The sequence below is a fragment of the Martinezella hainanensis genome (genome assembly GCF_900094555.1).
Taxonomy (GTDB): Bacteria; Pseudomonadota; Alphaproteobacteria; order Rhizobiales; family Rhizobiaceae; genus Rhizobium; species Rhizobium hainanense.
In genome coordinates this window covers 443,657-467,918 of the sequence record NZ_FMAC01000002.1, presented here as the reverse complement: position 1 = coordinate 467,918, position 24,262 = coordinate 443,657, and the positions used below count along the sequence as shown (strand labels likewise).

Annotated in this window: 21 protein-coding genes; 6 read left to right on the top strand and 15 right to left on the bottom strand. The window is 59.5% G+C overall.

Features of this window, described 5'->3' with window-relative positions:
* Positions 1-2: 2 nt before the first annotated feature.
* Positions 3-650 (top strand): hypothetical protein, encoded by a 648-nt coding sequence (locus tag GA0061100_RS08615; RefSeq protein WP_075852302.1) that lies wholly within the window; start codon positions 3-5, stop codon positions 648-650.
* A 14-nt stretch (positions 651-664) separates the two neighbouring features.
* Here GA0061100_RS08615 and GA0061100_RS08610 read toward each other — a convergent pair whose 3' ends face one another.
* On the bottom strand, positions 665-1,243 hold the full coding sequence (locus GA0061100_RS08610; RefSeq protein ID WP_075852301.1) for a GNAT family N-acetyltransferase: 579 nt from the start codon (positions 1,241-1,243) through the stop codon (positions 665-667).
* A gap of 83 nt (positions 1,244-1,326) precedes the next feature.
* Between GA0061100_RS08610 and GA0061100_RS08605 the strand changes: the two genes are divergently transcribed.
* The 3 genes from GA0061100_RS08605 (at position 1,327) to GA0061100_RS08595 (ending at position 5,314) form a co-directional block, all read left to right on the top strand.
* Entirely contained in the window at positions 1,327-2,616 is a 1,290-nt protein-coding gene (locus GA0061100_RS08605) for a DNA polymerase IV (RefSeq protein ID WP_075852637.1), read from the top strand.
* Between the two features lie 190 nt (positions 2,617-2,806).
* Positions 2,807-3,850, top strand: a complete 1,044-nt coding sequence (locus GA0061100_RS08600) for a glycoside hydrolase family 25 protein (protein WP_075852300.1) — start codon at positions 2,807-2,809, stop codon at positions 3,848-3,850.
* A gap of 192 nt (positions 3,851-4,042) precedes the next feature.
* Positions 4,043-5,314 carry a L,D-transpeptidase family protein gene (locus tag GA0061100_RS08595; RefSeq protein WP_075852299.1) on the top strand — a complete coding sequence of 424 codons (1,272 nt, stop codon included), beginning with the start codon at positions 4,043-4,045 and terminating at the stop codon, positions 5,312-5,314.
* Here the strand turns inward: GA0061100_RS08595 and dnaE are convergent.
* Positions 5,311-8,805: a DNA polymerase III subunit alpha gene (gene dnaE, locus GA0061100_RS08590; protein ID WP_075852636.1), complete on the bottom strand. Its 3,495-nt coding sequence runs from the start codon at positions 8,803-8,805 to the stop codon at positions 5,311-5,313. The two genes, GA0061100_RS08595 and dnaE, sit on opposite strands and share 4 nt — an antisense overlap.
* Before the next feature lie 356 nt (positions 8,806-9,161).
* Between dnaE and GA0061100_RS08585 the strand changes: the two genes are divergently transcribed.
* Both GA0061100_RS08585 and GA0061100_RS08580 read left to right on the top strand, forming a co-directional pair.
* Positions 9,162-9,755: a hypothetical protein gene (locus GA0061100_RS08585; RefSeq protein WP_075852635.1), complete on the top strand. Its 594-nt coding sequence runs from the start codon at positions 9,162-9,164 to the stop codon at positions 9,753-9,755.
* A 76-nt stretch (positions 9,756-9,831) separates the two neighbouring features.
* Positions 9,832-10,299, top strand: a complete 468-nt coding sequence (locus tag GA0061100_RS08580; RefSeq protein WP_075852298.1) for a DUF5680 domain-containing protein — start codon at positions 9,832-9,834, stop codon at positions 10,297-10,299.
* Positions 10,300-10,410: 111 nt separating this feature from the next.
* Here the strand turns inward: GA0061100_RS08580 and GA0061100_RS08575 are convergent, their stop codons facing one another.
* From GA0061100_RS08575 to nuoI, 13 genes are all read right to left on the bottom strand, one after another.
* Positions 10,411-11,094 carry an ABC transporter ATP-binding protein gene (locus tag GA0061100_RS08575; RefSeq protein ID WP_075852297.1) on the bottom strand — a complete coding sequence of 228 codons (684 nt, stop codon included), beginning with the start codon at positions 11,092-11,094 and terminating at the stop codon, positions 10,411-10,413.
* A gap of 14 nt (positions 11,095-11,108) precedes the next feature.
* Complete coding sequence (locus GA0061100_RS08570) at positions 11,109-12,419, bottom strand: lipoprotein-releasing ABC transporter permease subunit (protein WP_075852296.1); 1,311 nt, start codon at positions 12,417-12,419, stop codon at positions 11,109-11,111.
* Positions 12,420-12,446: 27 nt separating this feature from the next.
* Positions 12,447-13,769 carry a proline--tRNA ligase gene (gene proS / locus GA0061100_RS08565; RefSeq protein ID WP_075852295.1) on the bottom strand — a complete coding sequence of 441 codons (1,323 nt, stop codon included), beginning with the start codon at positions 13,767-13,769 and terminating at the stop codon, positions 12,447-12,449.
* A gap of 617 nt (positions 13,770-14,386) precedes the next feature.
* Positions 14,387-14,662 (bottom strand): DUF1467 family protein, encoded by a 276-nt coding sequence (locus GA0061100_RS08560; RefSeq protein WP_075852294.1) that lies wholly within the window; start codon positions 14,660-14,662, stop codon positions 14,387-14,389.
* Positions 14,663-14,784: 122 nt separating this feature from the next.
* Entirely contained in the window at positions 14,785-15,189 is a 405-nt protein-coding gene (mce, locus tag GA0061100_RS08555) for a methylmalonyl-CoA epimerase (RefSeq protein WP_075852293.1), read from the bottom strand.
* A 24-nt stretch (positions 15,190-15,213) separates the two neighbouring features.
* On the bottom strand, positions 15,214-16,887 hold the full coding sequence (locus tag GA0061100_RS08550) for a ribonuclease J (protein ID WP_075852292.1): 1,674 nt from the start codon (positions 16,885-16,887) through the stop codon (positions 15,214-15,216).
* Between the two features lie 14 nt (positions 16,888-16,901).
* Complete coding sequence (locus GA0061100_RS08545) at positions 16,902-17,666, bottom strand: biotin--[acetyl-CoA-carboxylase] ligase (RefSeq protein WP_075852291.1); 765 nt, start codon at positions 17,664-17,666, stop codon at positions 16,902-16,904.
* Entirely contained in the window at positions 17,666-19,108 is a 1,443-nt protein-coding gene (nuoN, locus tag GA0061100_RS08540; RefSeq protein WP_075852290.1) for an NADH-quinone oxidoreductase subunit NuoN, read from the bottom strand. Before nuoN ends, GA0061100_RS08545 begins: the two co-directional genes overlap by 1 nt.
* An 18-nt stretch (positions 19,109-19,126) precedes the next feature.
* The gene (locus GA0061100_RS08535; RefSeq protein WP_075852289.1) at positions 19,127-20,638 is read right to left on the bottom strand and encodes an NADH-quinone oxidoreductase subunit M; all 1,512 of its coding nucleotides are present in this window, start codon (positions 20,636-20,638) and stop codon (positions 19,127-19,129) included.
* Positions 20,638-22,632 (bottom strand): NADH-quinone oxidoreductase subunit L, encoded by a 1,995-nt coding sequence (nuoL, locus tag GA0061100_RS08530; protein WP_075852288.1) that lies wholly within the window; start codon positions 22,630-22,632, stop codon positions 20,638-20,640. Before nuoL ends, GA0061100_RS08535 begins: the two co-directional genes overlap by 1 nt.
* A 7-nt stretch (positions 22,633-22,639) precedes the next feature.
* Positions 22,640-22,948, bottom strand: coding sequence for an NADH-quinone oxidoreductase subunit NuoK (gene nuoK, locus GA0061100_RS08525; RefSeq protein WP_007689961.1), 309 nt, complete (start codon positions 22,946-22,948; stop codon positions 22,640-22,642).
* A gap of 31 nt (positions 22,949-22,979) precedes the next feature.
* Complete coding sequence (locus GA0061100_RS08520) at positions 22,980-23,594, bottom strand: NADH-quinone oxidoreductase subunit J (protein ID WP_075852287.1); 615 nt, start codon at positions 23,592-23,594, stop codon at positions 22,980-22,982.
* Between the two features lie 149 nt (positions 23,595-23,743).
* Positions 23,744-24,235 (bottom strand): NADH-quinone oxidoreductase subunit NuoI, encoded by a 492-nt coding sequence (nuoI, locus tag GA0061100_RS08515; RefSeq protein ID WP_069614971.1) that lies wholly within the window; start codon positions 24,233-24,235, stop codon positions 23,744-23,746.
* Between the last annotated feature and the right edge of the window lie 27 nt (positions 24,236-24,262).

Sequence of the window (24,262 nt, the reverse complement as noted above, 5' to 3'; positions counted from 1 at the left end):
CCATGGATGCCCCGCTCGAATTCGACGTATCGCATATCCGGCTGCAGGAGCGGCCGCTGATCGTCTGCGATGTCGACGACGTCGTCTTGCATTTCTTTGCGCCTTTCCTGACCTTTATCGACGCCGAAGGCTATGAATTCCTGCCGCGATCCTTCCGGCTGACGGGCAATATCGTCTCCAAGGCCAATGGCTCTGCGCTGGAAGAAAAGGATGTTCATCGGCTGATCGAAGCCTTCTTCGAAGCGCAGGAACAGTGGCAAACGCCTTTCGATCGCGTCGTCGACACACTCGACGAATTCTCGAAAGACGCCGACATCGTTTTTCTCACGGCGATGCCGCCGCAGTTCTGGGAGCAGCGACGCCGCCTTCTCGATAGGCTCGAGCTTGCCTACCCTCTGCTCGCTTCGCTGCAGCCAAAGGGACCGATCGTGCGCTCGCTGCATCGCCAGCGCATGATGCCGGTCGCCTTCGTCGACGACATGGCCCATAATCTGCATTCGGTCAGCGAGCATGTTCCGGAATGCCTCCTCATCAATCTGAAACCGGATTCCATCGTTCACCGCATGGCGCCGGCCGCGCCGGCGGGTATCCCGGAAGCCAACGAATGGAGCCAGGCAGCGCCGCTGATCCAGGCCCATATCGCGCGCTAAGTCTCGGGCCAATTTCAGAAGACGAGGCGCATCAAGGGCCGACCATCCTTGCGCCTCGCCACCTCTGAAAATCCGGCCGCCTCGAATATGCGTTGCGAGCCGACATAGAGGCCGACGGATTTCGACTGTTTCGTCCGCTCGATCGGACAGCCTTCCAGCAGCCGCGCCCCGGAGGCGCGGGCGAAATTCACGGCCTCCGACAACATGCGGTGGCTGTGCCCCTTGCCGCGATCCTTCGAATTCATGAAGAAGCAACTCACGGCCCAAACCGAGCTATCTTCCGCATCGGCGGGATCGAGCGGACGCGATACGGTCTTCGGCGAATTCCATTGTGGCAGCTCTGTTCGCGGACCAACCTGCACCCATGCAATCGGCTGGCCGTCCATGTAGCCGAGAAGGCCGGGCGGCGGCCCTGCCGAGATGCGTTTCTCGATAAATTGCTTCTTTGCTGCTGCGTCCATCGTCTTGCGCTGCGATGTCGGGACGCGGAAATAGGTGCACCAACAACCATAGCAGGCGCCGCTTGGCCCAAACAACGTCTCGAAATCGGCCCATCGATCCGGCGTCAATGGCTGCACAATTAAATTCTGCACTCCCGCCTCCCCGGCAGTTTTCCAGCTTGAGACTCGCGAGCTTAGAACATAAAGTGACGATGTTCAATTTTTGTTCTCGTTCGATGACCCCTGCGCCCGACAAGATCTCCGGCTTCTGTCGCGATTGCTTGAGCGAACAATCAGCCACGCGCGCGCGCTGTCGCAGCTGCGGCAGCCCTCGCCTTGTCTATCACCGGGAGCTCTATGCGCTGACGTTGGCGCATATCGATTGCGATGCCTTCTATGCGTCCATCGAAAAACGCGACAATCCGGAACTGGCCGACAAGCCCGTCATTGTCGGCGGCGGCAAGCGCGGCGTCGTCTCCACCGCCTGTTATATCGCCCGCATCCACGGGGTGCGGTCCGCAATGCCGATGTTCAAGGCGCTGGAAGCCTGCCCGCAGGCCGTCGTCATCCACCCGAACATGGAAAAATATGTCCGTGTCGGCCGCGAGGTTCGAGGCATGATGCAGGAGTTGACGCCGCTGGTGCAGCCGCTTTCGATCGACGAGGCCTTTCTCGAGCTCGAAGGAACGCAGCGACTCCATCACGATCCGCCGGCTCGCATCCTCGCCAAGTTCGCCAAGCGGGTGGAGCAGGAAATCGGCATCACCATTTCTGTCGGCCTTTCCTATTGCAAGTTTCTCGCCAAGGTGGCCTCGGACCTGCAGAAACCGCGCGGCTTTTCCGTCATCGGCCGGGAAGAGGCGCTCTCCTTCCTTGAGCCGCGGCCGGTCACGACGATATGGGGGGTCGGCAAGGCCTTCGCCGCAACGCTCGAAAGCGACGGCATCCGCACTATCGGCCAATTGCAGGCCATGGAGGAAGGTGACCTCATGCGCCGTTACGGCGTGATCGGCCAACGGCTTTTCCGCCTGTCGCGCGGCATCGACGACCGAACCGTGCATCCCAACGAAGCTGCGAAGAGCGTGTCTTCCGAAACCACCTTCTTCGAAGACATCTGGCGCCATGAGGATCTCGTGCCGATCCTGCGCGATCTCTCCGAGAAGGTTTCCCGCCGGCTGAAGCGCACCGGCATTGCCGGCCAGACTGTCGTGCTGAAGTTGAAGACCTCGGATTTCAAGATCCGCACGCGCAATCGCCGCCTGGAGGACCCGACGCAGCTTGCAGACCGGATCTTCCGCACCGGCCTGCGGTTGCTCGAGCCTGAAACGGATGGGACGAAGTTCCGCCTCATCGGCATCGGCGTTACCGATCTTGGCGATGCCGGGCGGGCCGATCCACCCGATCTCATCGACGTACAGGCGACGCGACGTGCCGCTGCGGAAGCAGCCATGGACAAGCTGCAAGAAAAATTCGGCAGGAAGACGGTCGAGACCGGTTATACGTTTGGCGATAAACGCCATAAATAACAATGCCTTACAATAAGTCACCGGATGGAGATATTTGACTGCACCGCAAATAGTTGCGCTACGCGCGCGATTCTTTTGCGCGAGAAAGCTCGGATTCAAACTTTTTTGGTAAATTTCCATTAGGACTCAGATTCTGTGAGTTCCGGGCGATGTGTATTCGTCGTCGATTGTGTTTTGCGTACGGGTTCCTATGCGTCTATCGGCTGTATCGACCATTCTTCTTGCCTGCCTGACGATCTCAGGCTGCGCCGCCCGAGGTGAGCGCGAAGCCGCGCAAGCCGCCCCGCCTTCGAAAGAACTAACCAGCTCCATCGCAAAGACCAGTAGACCGGTGCCGTCGGTCGAAATCGGCGAAACGGTTTCGCGCGTCGAGCGTCAGCAGGCTCTCGCAGTCGCTATGCCGACGAATCTGCGTCCGGAGGGGCTAATGCCTTCCGACCAGGGCGATGACGGCGACACGCCCGTGCCGCTACAACGGCCGCTTGCCATGCTCTCGCCTTCGAACCCAATGCCCCGCGCCCTGCGGCAGCAGCCGATGCAGATCTACAGCCATCGCTTCCGCGATGCCAAGCCGATCAACTTCGGTGCGTCCACTTCGCCGCGGAAGCTCGCCGTCCATGGCGTCGACGTCTCGCGCTGGCAGGGCGAAATCGATTGGGACACACTGCGCACGCAGGGTGCAAACTTCGTCTATATCAAGGCGACGGATGGCGGCGACCATCTCGATCCCATGTTCAAGCAGAACTGGCGGGCCGCCCAGCAGGCCGGCCTGAAGCACGGCGCCTATCATTTCTTCTATTGGTGCCGGACCGCTGGCGAGCAGGCTGACTGGTTCATCCGCAACGTCCCGAAGGAGGCCGGCGCTCTTCCGCCTGTTATCGACGTGGAATGGAACGGCGAATCGAGCTGCAAACGGCGCCCTTCGCGTGAGCAGGTTCTCGCCAAGATGCAGGTCTTCATGGACAAGCTGGAAAAGCATTACGGTCAGCGTCCGATCGTCTACACCGCGCCGGATTTCTATCGCGACAATCTGAGCGGCGAGCTGCTCAACTATCCCTTCTGGCTGCGCGCCGTGGCTCAACATCCGTCCAAGGTCTATCCCGGCCGCAAATGGCTGTTCTGGCAATATTCCGGCTCTGGCGTATCGCACGGCGTCGAGGGCAGGATCGACCTCAACGCCTTCCACGGCAGCGAGCAGGACTGGCACAACTGGGTAGCCTCCAGCGTCCACTGACCTTTCAAAATTTAAGCTTTCAGTCATCGCCGAAGCAGAGTTTGACCGCTCCGCTTCGGCGATGCGTATTCGGCTGTAGCAAAGCGGCCACATGCTTTCGCAGCGGCAACAAGGCGGTGCCTTTCGGCAAGTCTTCCTTAAACTTCGAAGTCTAACCTTGGGTGCAACGAGTATTGCGTTTTGGTTGTGTCTATGAAGCCATTTTTATTGCTTGGGCTCGCGCTATTGTCGGCCACCGCCCTTTCCCACCCCGCCTTAGCTGCGCCAGATACCCGCACCCTGCAGATCGTGGTGTCGAAGGATAAGCAATCGCTTGCGGTCTATGATGGCGACAAAGTGATCGCGACCTCGAAGGTTTCGACCGGCAAACGTGGGCACACGACGCCGAGCGGCATCTTCTCCATTCTGGAAAAGAAGGTTTATCACGAGTCCAATCTCTATTCGGCTGCGCCCATGCCCTTCATGCAAAGGCTGACGTGGTCGGGCATAGCCCTGCATGAATCGAATTCGGTGCCGAACTATCCGGCATCCCATGGCTGCGTGCGTATGCCGAAAGCCTTTGCCAAGATGCTCTACCAGATGACCGAGCGCGGCGTGCATGTGGTGATCGCCGATCAGCCGCTGGTGCCGCAGCCTTTTGAAAACTCGATGCTGTTCCAGCCGCTGGCAGCACCGCCGCCAGCGCTGTTTTCCGGCATCGAACTGCGCCCGATGACCGCAAGCTTTCTGCCGCAGGGGCAATCCCTGCAGGTCGCGACGAACGATGTGACCTCGATCCAGATACCGAAGGCACAGGAAACTCTAGCGCCGCCGACCGATCCCGCGCCGCTCAGCATTCTCATCACCCGCCGCGGCCTGCGCGAAAACGTGCGCGACCTCCAGGGCATTTTGAACGGGATGGGCTTCATCACCGGAACGCCCGACGGAATGCTCGGGCCGGCGACAGTGCAAGCGATCGAAGACTTCAAAAAGGCGCATGACATCAAGACAACGGGCGGCCTCGTCAGTCCCGCACTGATGAAGGCTGTTTATGCTACCGCCGGCAAGGGCGAACCGCCGAATGGTGCGATCATGGTTCGCCAGAACTTCAAGCCGCTCTTCGAAGGACCGGCCATCATTGCCGAGCCGCAAGAAGCACTCGGCGTGCATTTCTTCACCGCCAACGCGATCGATCGCATCAGCGGCAAGGCCGACTGGTTTGGCATGACGCTGGAAGAAGATCTGAGCAAGCAGACGAAGAAGCGATACGGCATCACCAGCGAGGAACAATCGCAATCGCTCGACGCAGCCGGACAAGCGCTCAGCCGCATCACCATCCCTGATGATGTTCGCCACCGCATCGAGGATCTGCTGACGGCCGGCTCATCGCTGACGATTTCCGATACAGGCGTCGGGCCGGAAACCGGCAACGAGACCGATTTCATCACCATCACCAACAACGGCGCGCTCGGGAAAAAGGGCTAGACGAGCTCCACGTCGATCACGCCGGGTGCCGTGCGCAATGCGGCGGCGATTTCCGGCGTGATGCGGTATTTCTCCGGCAAGGCCACCTCCACCTCGCGCATCCCCTCCTCCTTGATGACGATGAAGGAAACGAGGCCATCGCCCTTGGCGTTCAAATGCGCGGCAACCGCCTTCAGCGGTCCGGAATCGCGGACATAGACGCGCAGCGCCTTCTGCATCTGCAACGACTTCTCCTCCAGCGACTGCGCGGTCTGCAGGCGCAGGCTGATGCCTTCCGGGCGCTCATCCGCCTGGGCCGTTATCACGAAGGATTTGCCGACTTCGAGAACGTCACGATATTGGTTCAGCGTTTCCGAGAAGAGCACGGCTTCGAACTGCCCCGAGGCATCGGAAAAAACGAAGATGCCCATCTTGTTGCCGGTGCGCGTCTTGCGCTCCTGCTTCGAAATGACAGTGCCAGCCAGGCGACCGTTGCTGGCGCCCTGCTTCACCGCGGCGGAGAAATCGGCGAAGGGCTGCACGCGCATCTTGTCGAGAACGCTCTTGTAGGTGTCGAGCGGATGCGCCGTCAGATAGAAGCCGAGCACCTGGAACTCACGCAGCAACCGCTCCGAGGCAAGCCAGGGCGTGAAGGACGGGAATACGATCTTCTCCGGCCCTGACGCAGCGCTTCCGAACATGTCATGCTGGCCGCTACGCTTGTTTTCCTGCGCCACCTGGGCATAGCCCATGATGCGGTCCAGGCCGGCGATCAGCTGGGCGCGGTCGATCTCGAAACAATCGAAAGCGCCGGCGCAGATCAGGCTTTCCAGAACGCGGCGGTTGATCTGCTTGGGATCGATGCGCAGGCAGAAATCCTCGATACCGACGAAAGGCTGGTCGCCGCGCACCTCGACGATATGGTCGACAGCGGATTCGCCGACGCCCTTGATGGCTGCCAACGCGTAATAGATGCGGTTGTCGCCCGTCTCGAAATGACGGAACGAGGTCTGCACCGAAGGCGCAATGACCTCAATGCCCAGGCGCTTGGCGTCCTGGCGGAAGTCGTTGACCTTTTCGGTGTTGGACATATCGAGCGTCATCGACGCCGCCAGGAACTCCACCGGATAATGCGCCTTCATATAGGCGGTCTGATAGGAAACGATGGCGTAGGCAGCAGCGTGCGACTTGTTGAAGCCGTAATTCGCGAACTTCGCCAGGAGATCGAAGATAACGTCGGCCTGCCCCTTCGAAACCTCGTTCCTGATGGCACCATCGACGAAGCGCTCGCGCTGCTGGTCCATCTCGGCCTTGATCTTCTTACCCATGGCGCGACGCAGAAGATCAGCCTCGCCGAGCGAATAGCCCGAGAGCACCTGGGCGACCTGCATCACCTGCTCCTGGTAGACGATAACGCCCTGCGTTTCCTTCAAGAGGTAATCGATCTTCGGATGGATCGACTCGATCTCTTCCTCGCCATGCTTGCGGGCATTATAGACCGGGATATTCTCCATCGGACCGGGACGATAGAGCGCCACCAACGCGATGATATCCTCGATGCAGTCGGGGCGCATGCCGATCAGCGCCTTGCGCATGCCCGCACTTTCCACCTGGAACACGCCAACCGTCTCGCCGCGCGAGAGCATCTCGTAGCTCGGTTTGTCATCGAGCGGGATGCTGGCGAGATCGATGCTGATACCGCGTTTGGCGACGAAATCGACCGCGGTCTTCAGCACCGTCAGCGTCTTCAGGCCAAGGAAGTCGAACTTCACCAGACCGGCCTGCTCCACCCATTTCATGTTGAACTGGGTGACCGGCATGTCGGAGCGCGGATCGCGATACATCGGCACCAGCTTCGACAGCGGCCGGTCGCCGATGACGATACCGGCGGCGTGCGTCGAGGCGTGGCGGTAAAGGCCTTCGATCTTCTGGGCAATGTCAAGCAGACGGGCAACGACCGGTTCCTTGTCCGCTTCCTCCTGCAGGCGCGGCTCCTCTTCGATCGCCTTGCTGAGCGGCGTCGGATTGGCGGGGTTGTTCGGCACCAGCTTGCAGATCTTGTCGACCTGGCCATAGGGCATTTCCAGCACGCGGCCAACGTCACGCAAGGCGGCGCGCGCCTGCAGCGATCCGAAGGTGATGATCTGCGCCACCTGCTCGCGACCATACTTGGCCTGCACATAGCGGATCACCTCTTCGCGCCGATCCTGGCAGAAGTCGATGTCGAAGTCCGGCATCGAGACGCGTTCCGGATTGAGGAAGCGCTCGAACAGCAGCGAGAAGCGCAGCGGATCGACGTCGGTGATCGTCAACGCATAGGCAACCAGCGAGCCTGCACCGGAACCGCGGCCGGGGCCGACAGGGATATCGTGGCGCTTGGCCCACTTGATGAAGTCGGCAACAATCAGGAAGTAGCCGGGGAATTTCATGCGCTCGATGACACTGAGCTCGAACTCCAGCCGGTCGCGGTATTCCTTCTCCTCATAGCCGGGCGCCATGCCGAGCGAGGCGAGACGCTGGTCGAGCCCTTCGACCGCCTGGGCGCGCAACTCCGCCGATTCCGCACGTTCGGCCTCCTCCGCATCGTCGGTGGCGCCGGTGAAACGCGGCAGGATGGGCTTGCGCGTCTTCAGGATGAAGGAGCAGCGGCGGGCGATCTCGACGGTGTTTTCCAGTGCCTCCGGCAGATTGGCGAAGAGCTTTGCCATATCGGCGCGGCTTTTCAGATAGTGATCCGGCGTCAAGCGGAAGCGGGTATCGTCCGAAACGATCGCGTTATGGGCGACCGCCATCAGCGCGTCATGGGCATCATAATCGTCGCGCGTCGGGAAAAAGGCCTCGTTGGTTGCAACGAGCGGAATCTCATGCTCGTAAGCCATCGCGATCATCTTCTGCTCGTGACGGCGATCATAGGTGCCATGGCGCTGCAATTCGATATAGAGCCTGTCGCCGAACAGGCGCTTCAGGGCCAGCAACCGGGAGAGCGCCTGCGGCGCATGCCCCTCCTTCAACGCCATGTCGACCGGGCCAGTCAGCGAACCTGTCAACGCGATCATGCCTTCCGTGCCGATCTCGTCCAGCCATGATGCTGCGATGTGAACGGCATGATTGCCTTCGCCGCCGAGATAGGCGCGGCTGACCAGATCGACGAGGCGTTCATAGCCCTGCTCGGTCGCGGCGAGCAGCACGATGGACGGCAGCTTTGCCAAAGCCTGCTGCGGCCCGCGCTTCTCGCCCTCGCCGCCATCTTCCATATCGATCGACACCTGGCAGCCGATGATCGGCTGCAACCCTTCGTCCATCGCCTTTTGCGAGAACTCCAGCGCAACGAAGAGATTATTGGTATCGGCAATCGCGATGGCCGGCTGGCTGTCGCCGGCAGCCTTGGCCAATATCTTCTTGAGCGGCAATGCGCCCTCTAGCAGAGAATAGGCGGAGTGAACCCTGAGGTGCACGAATTCCGGCATTTCGCCGACCGGCGTTGCCGCGCCGCTGCCACCCACATCCGCCATTTCGAACCCTTCCGCATGCTCACATGAATCGGTGACATTCTCGGCATTGCGGGTCATAAAGTCCATAAGTTGCCCCCATCAAATATGGGAACAGCATGTGCAAACGGGGGATAAAACTTACATCGCCATCATGATCAGGGAGAAGCTGGCAACAAACATGACGATGGAAGTGAATGCTGCAACGTCTCGAATAATATCGGTCATCTACGCGCTCCTTACTCGTTATGTTTCTTTTTTGTTCCATTTTTGTTCAGGAGTCAATAGAAGCATCAATAAATTTCATCGCGCGGCTTTTCAGCCCTCCGATGGACGCCGAGGCAAGCCGAGGCTATGCAAAGGCAAACAGGGAGATCACGATGAAATCACTTGGCTGCGTTCTCATTCTTCTATCGCTTGCAACCGCCGTCCATGCCGAGGACGCCATCGCACCAAACCGCATCGTCGATGCCGCGACCGGTGACTGGAACAAGGACGGCGGTGCGGACCTTGCTCTTCTGGTCGCACCCGCCCCGGGCGATGAGGCTGACACTTCCATCGGCATCTATATCTATCTACGCGACCGAGAACATTCTTTACTGCAGCTAGTCGCAAGCGCACCGGATAAGATATGGGGCAGAGCCGCACCGGACGGCGTCTACGGCCAGGAGCCATCCATCTCCGCGCTGCCAAACGGCTCAATCGCGATCACCTCGCAGAATGATGCCATCGGACGTGATCGCTGGCACCAGACGTTGACACTTGCCTATCGCAGCAACAGTTTCGTGGTTGCCGGCTACACCTACGACTCCCGTGATACGCTCGAACCGGATAACAGCCACAGCTGTGACTACAATGTGCTGACCGGAAAAGTGACCAAGGACGGCAAGACGCTGAAGGCTGATGCCAAGACTGTCAGTATCCAGGACTGGCAGGACGATATCGGTCAGAAGGCCTGCGGAAACGGCCAATAATCACGAATGTTCTCTTTTTGTTCTTTACAAATTACCGACCCGGTGGCATCTTGCCAGCTCACCACTGGAGAGGGTCATGCCGGATCTTGCCGAGCTGAACGATTTCATTGTCACCGCTAAGGCGGAAACCTATGTCGGCGATGGCGAGAGACTGCCATCCTGCCGCAACGGCTCGCACGACATCGGCTATGCAAGTGGCCGCTGGCGTTATCTCGACAGCTATTTCGGCGGGACCGATTTTGCCGGACAGGAGCTTGTCTGGCACGATGGCGAGCCGGTCTGGGCCATGAATTATTTCGGCCATATCGTCGAGCCCGACCTGATCGACGGGAGGCGCGCTGGTATGGTCATCAAGGCAGCATTGCTGCGCCTCTATCTTGATGAAAAGCGCTTTCTCGGCGGCTTCGAATTCGAACATGCCTACGGTCGCTATATCGACCGCAGCACCGGGTCATGCAACCATTTCACCGGCCATGAGGCCATCATGGTGAAGGATCGCAAGGCCTATGAGCTGGATTATCGCGGCGGCCTGATCGTTCCCTAAAGCTCGTCGCGATCTTTCAGTTTCGCTTCCTATGCTTTAGCTCTTTGATTTTGCACATGTCGTTGTCGGAAAACCGCTCCGCACTTTTGCGCGGCATGCTTGAACGAGCGATCAGACTTCGACCACCTTGCCGTCACTCAGCGTAACACGGCGATCCATGCGGGCGGCGAGCTCGTGATTGTGGGTGGCGATCAGGGCAGCGAGGCCCGACTGGCGCACCAGTGCTTCCAGCGCATCGAAGACGTAATGCGCGGTATCCGGATCGAGATTGCCGGTGGGTTCGTCCGCCAAAAGCACCAGCGGGGCGTTGGCAACGGCGCGGGCGATCGCGACGCGCTGCTGCTCGCCGCCGGAGAGTTCGGCCGGGCGGTGATCGGCCCGATGACCGATACGCATATAGTCGAGAAGCTGGGCGGCGCGCGCGCTTGCATCCTTGCGCGAAAGGCCGGAGATCAGCTGCGGCATCATGATGTTCTCAAGCGCCGAAAATTCGGGCAGCAGGTGATGAAACTGGTAGACGAAGCCGATCTCGCTGCGGCGGACAGCCGTACGCTTGTCGTCGGGCAAGGCTTCGCAGGCCTGGCCATTGACGAGTACCTCGCCGCCATCGGGGTGTTCCAGCAGACCGGCGACGTGCAGAAGCGTCGATTTGCCCGTACCTGACGGGGCGACAAGCGCCACCATCTCGCCGCTGCGCAAGGTGAAATCGGCCCCCTTCAGGATCGACAGACGCGTCTCCCCCTGCCCGTAATGACGCTCCACGCCCGAAAGCTGGAGAACGACGTTGCGTTTCATCAAATGCGGTATCCTTATTCGTAGCGCAGCGCCTGCACCGGATCGAGCCGCGAGGCACGCCAGGCCGGAAAGATGGTGGCAAGGAAGGACAAGGTGAGCGCCATCACGATAACGGAGATGGTCTCACCGATATTCATCTGGGCCGGCAATTTGCTAAGGAAATAGACTTCCGGATTGAAGATCACGGTGCCCGAAATCCAGGAGAAGAACTGGCGGATAGACTCGATGTTCAGGCAGACCAGGACGCCGAGTATGACGCCGGCAAGCGTGCCGACGACGCCGATCGCCGCTCCCGTCATGAAGAAGATGCGCATGATCGCGCCCGACGTCGCGCCCATGGTGCGCAGGATGGCGATATCGCTACCCTTGTCCTTCACCAGCATGATCAGGCCCGAAATAATATTCAGCGCGGCGACAAGAACGATCAGCGTCAGGATCATGAACATCGTATTGCGCTCGACCTGCAGAGCTGAGAAGAACGTGGCATTGACCTGCCGCCAGTCCGTCAGGAAGATCTGCCGCCCGGCCGCTTCCTCGATCTTCGGTCTGAGATCGTCGACATCATCGGGATTGGTGATAAAGAGCTCGATCTTCTCGACGATGCCCTCAGCATTGAAGAAGACTTGCGCTTCCTCGAGCGGCATGAAGACAACGGAGGAATCATATTCCGACATGCCGACTTCGAAGATGCCGGAGATCGTGTAGGCTTTGACGCGCGGATTGACACCAAACGGCGTGACGTCGCCATCCGGCGCCGTGAGCGTGATCTGATCGCCGACCGTCAGACCCAATTGCCGCGCCAGCCGGCTGCCAACCAAAACGCCCTGCCCGGCAGCAAAACCGACCATGTCGCCAGAGACGATGTGATCGGAAACCGATTTGAGCTTGGTCAGATCCTCCGAGCGGATGCCGCGCACCAGTGCACCGGTGCCAGAGCCGCCGCGACCGGAGGCGAGCGTTTCGCCCTCGACAAGCGGCAAGGCCATCGTGACACCGGGAACTGCGGAAAATTTCTTCGCCAGATCGGCATAATCGTTCAGCGGCGAATCGATCGGCTGAACAACGACATGACCATTGAAGCCGAGGATCTGCTTGAAGAGCTCGGCGCGGAAACCGTTCATCACAGCCATGACGATGATCAGCGCCGCAACGCCGAGCATGATGCCGACCAGCGAGAAGCCGGCAATGACCGAAATAGAGGCTTCCTTGCGCCGGGAGCGCAGATAGCGCCAGGCCACAAGCCGTTCGAAACCGGAAAACGGGCGAGACGATGGGCCGGCCTTGAACGAATTTTCCTGCTGTTCCACTGCCGCGCTCACCGCCATTCGCCTTCCATCCTTTAGTATCGTCAATCAGCCTGCCAGCCGATTGATCGCTGCCTCGACCGTCATCGTCTCGCGAGCGCCGGTCTTGCGGTCCTTCACTTCCACTTCGCCGCTCGCGATCGAACGCGGTCCGACGATAATCTGCACGGGCACGCCGATCAGATCAGCCGTTGCGAACTTCGTTCCGGCGCGCTCGTCGCGATCGTCGTAGAGCACATCCTTGCCCGCCTTCGACAGCGCGGCATAGACGGTTTCGCAAGCCTCATCACACGCTTGATCCCCGGCCTTCATGTTGATCACCACGACGTCAAACGGCGCGACCGAAGCCGGCCAGATGATTCCGTTCTCATCATGCGATGCTTCGATGATGGCGGGAACAAGGCGTGTGGGGCCGATACCGTAAGATCCCATGTGGACAGCATGTTCCTTGCCGTCCGGACCCTGCACCTTGGCACCCATCGGCTCGGAATATTTCGTACCGAAATAGAAGATGTGGCCGACCTCAATGCCGCGCGCCGACAGGCGGTCACCTTCAGGGATCGCGTTGAAGGCGGCTTCGTCGTGCATTTCCGAGGTGGCGGCGTAGACCGAAGTCCACTTGTCGAAAATGCTCTTCAGGCCGGCGACATCATCGAAATTCGTGTCCTCGCCAGGAATGTCGAAATTGACGAAATCCTTGTGGCAGAAGACTTCCGACTCGCCGGTGTCGGCGAGAATGATGAATTCGTGGCTGAGATTGCCGCCGATCGGGCCGGTATCGGCACGCATGGGGATCGCCCTCAGACCGAGACGAGTGAAGGTGCGCAGATAAGCCGCGAACATCTTGTTGTAAGAATGGACAGCACCCTCCTGCGTCAGATCGAAGGAATAGGCATCCTTCATCATGAATTCGCGCGAGCGCATCGTGCCGAAGCGCGGACGAATCTCGTCACGGAACTTCAGCTGAATATGATAAAGGTTCAGCGGCAAGTCCTTGTAGGACTTGATGTAAGACCGGAAGATGTCGGTGACCATCTCTTCATTGGTCGGACCATAGAGCATGGGCCGATCCTGCCGGTCCTTAATGCGCAGCATCTCCTTGCCGTAGGCATCATAGCGACCGCTTTCCTGCCAGAGCTCGGCCGACTGCAGTGTCGGCATCGACAGCTCGATGGCGCCGGAACGGTTCTGTTCCTCGCGGATGATCTTGTTGACCTTATCCAGCACGCGTTTGCCCAATGGCAGCCAGGAATAGATGCCCTGCGACTGCTGACGGATCATGCCGGTGCGCAGCATGAGCCGATGGGAAACAATTTCAGCCTCCTTGGGATTTTCCTTCAGGATGGGCATGAAGTAACGAGACAGACGCATGACGCTTGTTCCAGATGGTTTGACGTTCCACGGAGGGCGGAATCGTTAGCAAATTATGTACTGGAGGCAGTTCATAACTGCTTCGGCGCAGGAAGGAAACCCGCATTCTTCAATAGAAGAATTTGACAAAAGCCCGAGAATACAGGGGATAGAGCCTATTTTCGATGTTTCGAAAAAGCGCACGTTTATAAGGATTTACGACGGAAATTCGTCAACAGAAAAATTCTGCGCGGTTGTAGCAAAAAAGCAAAAAAAAGGATGACAAAGCTCAATGTTTGAGCTAATTTTAGCTCACAAAAGAGGCAGGAAGGCTAAATTCTTGCCGTTTCGCGGTCAAGTCTTGGGAGGATCAGATCTTAGGCGCGCTCGTTCGCTGCCCCGGTAACGGATAAGGATCACGCGATACTTTAAAACAAGGCTTATAGCCTTGTTTTTTTTTGCTTTCTCAGCGCCTCAACATCCCCTGGCCTGCCCGGAACCTTTGGTTCGCTCTTCTGCTGAAATAATATACACAAGCTGTAAATTCTTTGCGCCACCCTCATGACAGGCGTGTGACAAATTGATGGCGATCGCAAGGCGCCACATTTCAGGCACCTTTCATCTACGATTTTCGTAGATCATTTATAGCTTGGAACGATCTGGGGGATGGAATCTATACTCAGGCCGAAGTAGCGCGAGGCGATATACCAGGTGCCATAGATAAGAGCCGATACCAGCGTCGTGACCAGCACGACCCGCCATGCACGGAATTTCGTCGGCGCGCTTTCGACGGTGCCAAGGATCACATGTTCATCCTCAGCCTGGGTTCGCAGACCAAAAGGCAGGACTGCGAAAAGCGTGATCCACCAGATGACGAAATAGACGGCGAAACCGGCGACGATCTGCTGTGCCATTATACTCCCTTCGAGACGAGTTTATCGCCTCTTCCTCTTCCAAGCTGCTTATAGGGGCAAAGCAGTCGTCTTTCAAAGCGCCGATCAGCGTTTTAATGTCACACTCGCCTCAAGCTGCGGTGTCACACCTGCTCAAGCTCGATGAGCGTGCCGAAGAAATCCTTGGGATGCAGGAAGAGCACCGGCTTGCCATGCGCGCCGATCTTCGGCTCGCCGTTACCGAGCACGCGAGCGCCCTTGGCGATGAGTTGATCGCGTGACGCGAGGATATCCGCAACCTCGTAGCAGATATGGTGCATGCCGCCATCCGGGTTCTTGGCGAGGAAGGAAGCAATCGGCGAGGTTTCGTCCAGCGGTTCAAGCAGCTCGACCTTGCTGTTCGGCAGCTCAACGAAGACGACGGTGACGCCATGCTCCGGCAGTTCCTGCGGCGGAGATACGATAGCGCCGAGCGTTTCGCGATAGGCTCTGGAAGCTGCAGCGATATCGGGAACGACGATCGCGATGTGATTGATGCGTCCCAACATGGCTCTCTCCTCCCCGATCCGACCTCAGTTGCTGGTGCGCGTCACGAATACGGTCACGAGCGGTTTCTTGCCCCAGCCCTGGTTTGCCGCTGCCCGCACCGCGCGACGAACGGCCTCCTGCAGCACGTTGAGATCCTTGCGGCGCGCGCGCGGAATGCTTTCGATGGCGCTGACGATGGCATCGAAGAGCGTATCCTCCATCTCCTCGCCTTCGTCGTCATAGGCCGGCAGGCCGATCGGCACGAGATCGGGATCGCCGACTATGTCATAGCGCGCATCGAGCACGACGTTGACGGCGACGTGGCCGACATAAGAGAGCTTCTTGCGCTCGCCGATGCCCATCTCGTCGAAATCGCCGATCAGAATACCGTCCTTGAAGATGCGGCCATGCGGCGCTTCGCCGATGACTTCGACCGGACCGGGTGCCAGACGCAGCACATCGCCGTTGCGCACGCGCGGCACTGTGGCGATGCCGCTCTGTTCGGCCAGTTCCTTATGGGCAGTCAGATGCGTCGCTTCGCCATGCACGGGCACGACGACCTTGGGGCGCGTCCATTCGTACATCTTCTGTAGCTCATTGCGGCGCGGATGGCCGGAGACATGAACCAGCGCTTCCGCGTCCGTCACGACATGGACGCCCTGTTCGATCAGGCCGTTCTTGATGTCCTGGATCGCTTTCTCATTGCCGGGAATGGCACGCGAGGAGAAGACGACGATATCGCCGGATGCCAATGCGACGTTGCGCATCTCGTCCCGGGCCAGCTTGGCCAGAGCTGCGCGCGGCTCGCCCTGGCTGCCGGTCAGGATCACCACGACCTTGTCGCGCGGGATATAGCCATATTCGTCTTCGGCGATGAAAGGCTTGATGCCTTCCATCAGGCCGATGTCGCGGGCGACGTCGACGACACGCTTCAGCGAGCTGCCGAGCAGCAATATTTCACGGCCAGCTGCTTCGGCAGCCTCGGCAATGGTGCGGATACGGCCGACATTCGACGAGAAGGTGGTGATCGCCACCCGGCCCTCGGCGTCCTCGATGATCTTGCGCAGGCTTTCGGAAACATCCTTCTCGGAAGGCGAAACACCATCACGCAGCGCATTGGTGGAATCGCACATCAGCGCCAGCACGCCCTCTTCGCCAAGCTGGCGGAAGCGGGTCTCATCGGTCAGCGGGCCGAGTGACGGCTCATGATCGATCTTCCAGTCACCCGTATGAACGACATTGCCGAGAGGCGTGCGGATCATCAGCGACATCGGCTCGGGGATCGAATGATTGACGGCCACGCCTTCGATCTCGAACGGGCCGACATTGATGCGGTCGCCTGCCTTGAACAGCGTGACCGGGATCTCGCCCATCGACTTCTCATAATCGCGCTTGGCTTCGAGAAGGCCAGCGGTGAATGCCGAGGCATAGATCGGAACATTCAGGCCCGGCCAGAGATCGTTCAGCGCGCCATAGTGATCTTCGTGGGCATGGGTGATGATGATGCCCTTGAGGTTCTTGCGCTCCTTGGCGAGGAAACGGATATCCGGCAATACGAGATCGACTCCAGGCAGATCCGGTCCCGGGAATGTGACACCGCAATCGACCATGATCCACTGGCGCTGCTCCGCCGGACCATAGCCATAAAGGGCGAGGTTCATGCCGATTTCGCCCACGCCGCCGAGAGGCAGAAACACCAATTCGTCTTGTTTCGCCATGTGATCCCTACCCATTACCTAAAGAAAACGTCGCCCGCGGCAATCGGCATGATCCTGCCGTCCTCGGTCTCGAGCATCAACAAGCCATTATCATCGATTCCGGAGAAATGGCCCGAAATTGAGCGATCCGGCAAGTTTACCGTGATCTTTTCGCCGATGCCGCATGCAAATTCGCGCCAGCGCGCGGTGATTTCCCGAATGCCCTTGCCGCGGTTCCAGGCATCGAGTGCCTCGGACATAGCGGCATAAAGATGGGCAAACAGCTCGTCCGGCGACACCATCGAGCCTTGCTGTCTCAGGCAGGTGACCGGATACATCGGATTGTCAGGCATGACGGCAATATTGATGCCGATGCCGATGACAAGCGCATAACGGCCATCCGGAAGAGCCTCGCCTTCGATCAGGATACCGCAGGTCTTCTTGCGGCCGATCAGAATATCGTTCGGCCACTTGATCTCGGCCGGTTCGGCTGCGAGCGGCAACACCCCACGCACCGCCTGATGCACGGCGACCGCGACCGCAAGCGGCAAAGAGCCGAGCCGGTCCATGGGAGCGGGATCGATCAGAAGGAGAGATGCATAGAGATTGCCGGCTTCAGACACCCAGGGCCGGCCGCGGCGGCCGCGCCCACCCGTCTGGCGCTCCGCGGTCACCCAAAGGTTTCCAGGATCGCCGGCGCGTGCGCGTTCAAGGCACACGTTGTTTGTGGACGAAGTCTCTTGAAGGGCATCGTGCCGGAAGTCGGCAAGCGACTTCCGGCTATTCATGTCAGACGCCATCAAAACAGCGTCGCAGCGGCGAGATCGGCAGCACCGCCGATTACGCCGCCGAAGAAGACATAGGCAATGACGAACAGGCCGGAGAGACCGAAGACGAGGCGCAGCGAACCAGCGGTACGTGCGAATTCATCCTTGGCCTCATCGAACCACATCACCTTGATGACGCGCAGATAGTAGTAAGCGCCGACGACCGAAGCCAGAACACCGATAATGGCGAGCGCATAGAGATGCGCCTGGATGGCAGCGACGAAGACGAAGTACTTTCCGAAGAAGCCTGCGAGCGGCGGGATGCCTGCCAGCGAGAACATGAGCGCCGTCAGCACGACCGCCATGAAGGGGTTGGTCGTCGAAAGGCCGGCGAGGTCTTCGATGCTTTCGACCTGACGGCCGTCCTTGCGGCGCATCGCCATGATGATGGCGAAGGAGCCGAGCGTCATGACCATGTAGATGACCATGTAGAGCATGACACCGGAGACGCCGGTCTTGGTGCCGGCGGCGAGGCCGACGAGCGCGTAGCCCATGTGACCGATCGACGAATAGGCCATCAGTCGCTTGAAGTTGCGCTGACCGATTGCGGCGAAGGAGCCGAGCACCATCGAGGCGATCGAGATGAAGACGATGATCTGCTGCCAATCGGCCAGGACCGGATGGAAGGCCGTCACGACGATACGCGTCAGGATCGCCATGGCGGCAACCTTCGGCGCCGCCGCGAAGAAGGCGGTGACCGGGGTCGGCGCGCCTTCGTAAACGTCCGGCGTCCACATGTGGAACGGCACGGCAGAAATCTTGAAGGCGAGGCCTGCAAGCACGAAGACCAGACCGAAGACGAGGCCGAGCGAACGGGTCTCGGCGCTCAGCGCGGTAGCGATCGCATCGAAGGAAGTGTGGCCCGTGAAGCCGTAAACCAGCGACATGCCGTAGAGCAGCATGCCCGACGACAGTGCGCCGAGAACGAAATACTTCAGGCCGGCTTCGGTCGACTTCAGGCTGTCGCGGTTGATCGCGGCCACGACGTAGAGCGCCAGCGACTGCAGTTCCAGCGACAGGTAGAGCGAGATCAGGTCGTGCGCCGAAATCATCAGCAGGATGCCGAGGGTCGCGAGCACGAGCAGAACCGGGAACTCGAAGCGATCGAGCTGCTGCTCGCGCGCCTGCCCCATGCTGAGGAACATGGCGACGATCGAGCCGACCAGTGCGACGATCTTCATGAAGCGGGAGAAGCCGTCGGCGAGATAGGCGCCGCCATAGGCGAGGCCCTCGCCCGGCACGAAAATGATCCAGAGACCGGCCACCGCGAGGAGTGCGATGGCAAGACCGGTGACCGTGGGTCCCGACCGCTCGCCCGAGAAGACGCCGATCATGAGCAACGCAAGTGCACCGACCGCGAGGATGAGCTCCGGAATGGAAAGATGCAGGCTTGCAAGAATTGTGTCAGCAGTCATGTCGAATAGGTCCCGTCATCAATTCATCGACAGCGCAACATTCTGCGCAGCGTGCAGGGCAGCGGTATAATTGTTCACCAGCAGATCCACCGAAGCCGCCGTGGCATCGAAGATCGGAGCCGGATAGACACCGAAGAGGATCGTCAGCGCGATCAGCGGATAGAGGATCAGCTGTTCACGCGGCGACAGATCCAGGAGCTTCTTCAGGTTTTCCTTCTCCAGCGCGCCGAAAATGACGCGGCGGTAGAGCCAGAGCGCGTAAGCCGCCGACAGGATCACGCCGGTCGCGGCGAAGAGCGCAACCCAGGTATTGGCGCGGAAAACGCCGATCAGGGTCAGGAATTCGCCGATGAAGCCGGAAGTGCCGGGCAGACCGACGTTCGCCATGGTGAAGACCATCATGGCGACGGCATATTTCGGCATGTTGTTGACCAGGCCGCCATAAGCCGCGATTTCGCGGGTATGGGTGCGGTCGTAGATCACGCCGACGCAGAGGAAGAGCGCGCCCGAGACGATACCGTGCGAGAGCATCTGGAAGATCGCACCCTGCACGCCCTGCTGGTTTGCCGCAAAGATACCCATCGTCACATAGCCCATGTGGGCGACCGACGAGTAGGCGATCAGCTTCTTGATATCGTCCTGCATCATCGCGACCAACGAGGTGTAGATGATGGCGATGACCGAAAGGGCGAAGACGAGCGGCGCGAAATATTCCGAAGCATTCGGGAACATGCCGAGCGAGAAGCGGATGAGACCGTAGCCGCCGAGCTTCAGGAGGACGCCCGCCAGAATGACAGAGCCCGCCGTCGGCGCCTGAACGTGCGCGTCGGGAAGCCAGGTATGAACAGGCCACATCGGCATCTTCACCGCGAAGGAGGCGAAGAAGGCAAGCCATAGCCAGGTCTGCAGCTGCGGCGGGAACTTGTAGGCGAGCAGCGTCGGGATGTCGGTCGTGCCAGCCTGCCAGTACATCGCCATGATGGCGAGCAGCATCAGCACGGAGCCGAGCAGCGTGTAGAGGAAGAACTTGTAGCTGGCGTAGACGCGATCCTTGCCGCCCCAGACGCCGATGATCAGGAACATCGGGATGAGGCCGGCTTCGAAGAAGACGTAGAACAGCACGATATCCAGCGACACGAACACGCCGATCATCATCGTCTCGAGGACGAGGAAAGCGATCATGTAGTCCTTCAGGCGCTTTTCGACCGAAAGCCAGCTTGCGAGCACGCAGAAGGGCATCAGGAAGGTCGACAGGATGACGAACAGCATGGAGATGCCGTCGACGCCCATGTGGTAGCTGATGCCGCTCGTCAGCCAGTCATGCTTTTCGACGAGCTGGAAGCCAGGATTGGCATTGTCGAACCAGATCCAGACGAACAGCGACACGATGAAGGTGACGATGGTCGTTGCCAGCGAAATGTTCAGGACGTTCCGGCGGCCATTGGCGCCGTCGTCCTGCGTAAACAACAGGAGAACGACACCTACCAGCGGCAGGAATGTGACCGTTGAAAGAATGGGCCAATCGGTCATCAGAGGGAACTCCCGAGCATCATCCAGGTAACGAGGGCCGCAATGCCGAGCAGCATCGCGAAGGCATAGTGATAGAGGTAGCCGGTCTGCAGGCGCACGACGCGGTTGGTGACATCGACGACGCGGGCGGCAATGCCGTTCGGGCCGATGGTGTCGATGACCCCGATGTCGCCCTTCTTCCAGAGGAAGCGGCCAAGCGCCTTGGCGGAGCGGACGAAGAGGAAGTCATAAAGTTCGTCGAAGTACCACTTGTTCAACAGGAACTCGTATAGCACGCGCTGCTGCTGGGCGAGACGGCGCGGCGTTTCCGGCGACTTGATGTAGAAATACCAGGCGGTGACGAGGCCGAGAAGCATGGCGATGAAGGGGCTGAGCTCAACCCACAAAGGCGCATGTTCCATCTCTTCGAGGATTTTGTTGTCCGGGAGCGTGAACAGGGCATGCTTCCAGAATTCCTCGTAGGCGTGACCGACGAAATCAGCATTGAAATACATGCCGGCACCGACAGCACCGATCGCCAGCAGGTAAAGCGGGATCAGCATGACGTTCGGCGATTCATGCACGTGGTGCATGACTTCGTGCGAGGCGCGCGGCTTGCCGAAGAAGGTCATGAAGATCAGGCGCCAGGAGTAGAAGCTGGTGAACATCGCGGCGATGACGAGCAGCGTGAAGGCGAAGCCGGCGGCTGCATTGTGCGAGGCGAAGGCCGCCAGGATAATCGCATCCTTCGAGATGAAGCCGGCAAAACCGATGTGGGTCAACGGAATGCCGACGCCGGTGATCGCCAGCGTGCCGATGATCATCATCCAGAAGGTCTTCTGGATGTGCGGGCGCAGGCCACCCATATGACGCATGTCCTGCTCGCCATCGACGGCGTGGATGACCGAGCCGGCGCAGAGGAAGAGCAGAGCCTTGAAGAAGGCGTGGGTGAAGAGATGGAAGATCGCAGCGCCATAAGCGCCGACGCCGAGGGCGACGAACATGTAGCCGAGCTGCGAACAGGTCGAGTAGGCGATGACGCGCTTGATGTCGTTCTGCACGAGGCCGACGGTTGCGGCGAAGAAGGCCGTGATCGCGCCGACGATGGTGACGACGGTCAGCGCATCCTGCGACAATTCGAAGATCGGCGACATGCGGGCGACGAGGAAGACGCCGGCGGTGACCATCGTTGCGGCATGGATGAGTGCGGAAACCGGCGTCGGGCCTTCCATGGCGTCCGGCAGCCAGGTGTGCAGCAGGAACTGCGCCGACTTGCCCATCGCGCCCATGAAGAGCAGCAGGCAGACGGCCGTCAGCGCGTGACCGCGATCGAGATGCATGCCGAAGAGGTTGAGCACGATATCCGTCGGCTGACCGCCCTGCCCGGAGGCGAAGCTTTGGGCATTGCCGAAGATGACGTCGAAATTGATCGAGCCGAAGAGGACGAAGACGCCGGCAATGCCGAGCACGAAGCCGAAGTCGCCGACGCGGTTGACGATGAAGGCCTTCATCGCAGCGGCCGAGGCGGACGGTTTCTTGAACCAGAAGCCGATCAGCAGATATGAGGCGAGACCGACGCCTTCCCAGCCGAAGAACATCTGGGCGAGGTTGTCGGAGGTCACCAGCATCAGCATGGCGAAGGTGAAGAGCGAGAGATAGGCGAAGAAGCGCGGACGATGCGGATCGTGGTGCATGTATCCGATCGAATAGACGTGAACCAGGGTCGAGACCGAATTCACGACGATCAGCATGACCGAGGTCAGCGTGTCGACGCGCAGCGACCAGGAGACGTCGATGCCGCCGGACTGGATCCAGCGCAGGACTTCAACCTTGATCGGGCCATCCGTATGGCCGAGCGCCACGGTGAAGAAGACGACCCACGAGAGGACGGCCGCGATGATCATCAGGCCGGTGGTTACATATTCCGAAGCCTTGGCGCCGATCGCGCGGCCGAAAAGGCCGGCGATGATCGCGCCAATCAGGGGAAGAAAGACGATAGCCTTATATAAAAACATAGCTTTATCAGCCCTTCATCACGTTGACGTCTTCAACCGCGATGGAGCCGCGGTTACGGTAGAAGACGACGAGAATTGCAAGACCGATCGCAGCTTCAGCTGCAGCGACGGTCAAAATGAATAGAGCGAAAACCTGGCCGACGATGTCGTTGAGGAACGACGAGAAGGCGACCATGTTGATGTTGACCGCGAGCAATATGAGCTCGACGGACATCAGGATGATGATGACGTTCTTGCGGTTCAGAAAGATACCGAAGACGCCGAGCACGAAAAGGATGGCGCTGACCGTGAGGTAATGGGAAAGTCCGATGACCATGTTCTTGTTCCTTTGATCCTCGTGCCTCGCCTCAGACGCCCTGCCCCGGCTTGACCTTGACCACCTCGACGGCGGTCGCGGGCGTGCGGGCGACCTGTTGGGAAATGTTCTGGCGCTTGATGTGCGTGCGATGCTTCAGCGTCAGCACGATTGCACCGATCATCGCGACCAGCAGAACGAGGCCAGCGATCTCGAAGAAGTAAACGTAGTTGGTGTAGAGCACGTCGCCGAGGGCGGCGGTGTTCGTCCGCTGCGTCAGAGCCGGGATCGGCATGGCGACGGACTTGGCAATGGTCGGCGAAATCACGCTGCCGCCGATGACGACGATGAGCTCGGCGGCGAGGATGATACCGATCAAAGCACCGATCGGGGCATATTCCAGAATGCCGGCTCTCAGCTCGGAGAAGTCGATATCGAGCATCATGACGACGAAGAGGAAGAGAACCGCCACGGCGCCGACATAAACGACCAGCAGGATCATCGCCAGGAATTCAGCCCCCATCAAAAGGAAGAGGCCGGCCGCGTTGAAGAATACCAGGATGAGGAACAGGACCGAATGGACCGGATTCCGCGCCGAGATGACCATGAACGCCGACGCCACAGCGACAAAGGCGAAGATATAGAAAAAAAGAGCCTGCAGACCCATGTTGGTGCCTTTTTCGTCTTCCCCCGGGCAGCCGGGAGTTTCCCTGCCCGATGGAGCTCGACCGAACGATAAGTCCGGCAAAGCCCCGGTCTAGATTCAACCGCGACGGCGACGATCGGCCGCCCGTCACGGCATATTCAAAACTCCGCTCAGCGGTACGGCGAGTCGATCGCGATGTTGCGCGCGATTTCGCGTTCCCAGCGGTCGCCATTGTCCAAAAGCCGCGCCTTGTCGAAGTAGAGCTCTTCGCGGGTTTCGGTGGCGAATTCGAAGTTCGGCCCTTCGACGATGGCGTCGACCGGGCATGCCTCTTGGCAGAAGCCGCAATAGATGCACTTCACCATGTCGATGTCGTAACGCACCGTGCGGCGGGTGCCGTCGTTGCGGCGCGGCCCGGCCTCGATGGTGATGGCCTGGGCAGGACAGATGGCCTCGCAGAGCTTGCAGGCGATGCAACGCTCTTCGCCGTTAGGATAACGGCGCAGCGCGTGTTCGCCACGGAAGCGCGGGCTAACCGGCCCCTTTTCGAAGGGGTAGTTGATCGTTGCCTTCTGCTTGAAGAAGTAACGCATCGACAAAAAGAATGCGCCGACAAATTCCTTGAGGAACAGCGAGCTGACGGCGTTGGAAATTCCGGCCATCTTCAACCTCCAAATCTGCTTGAAGCG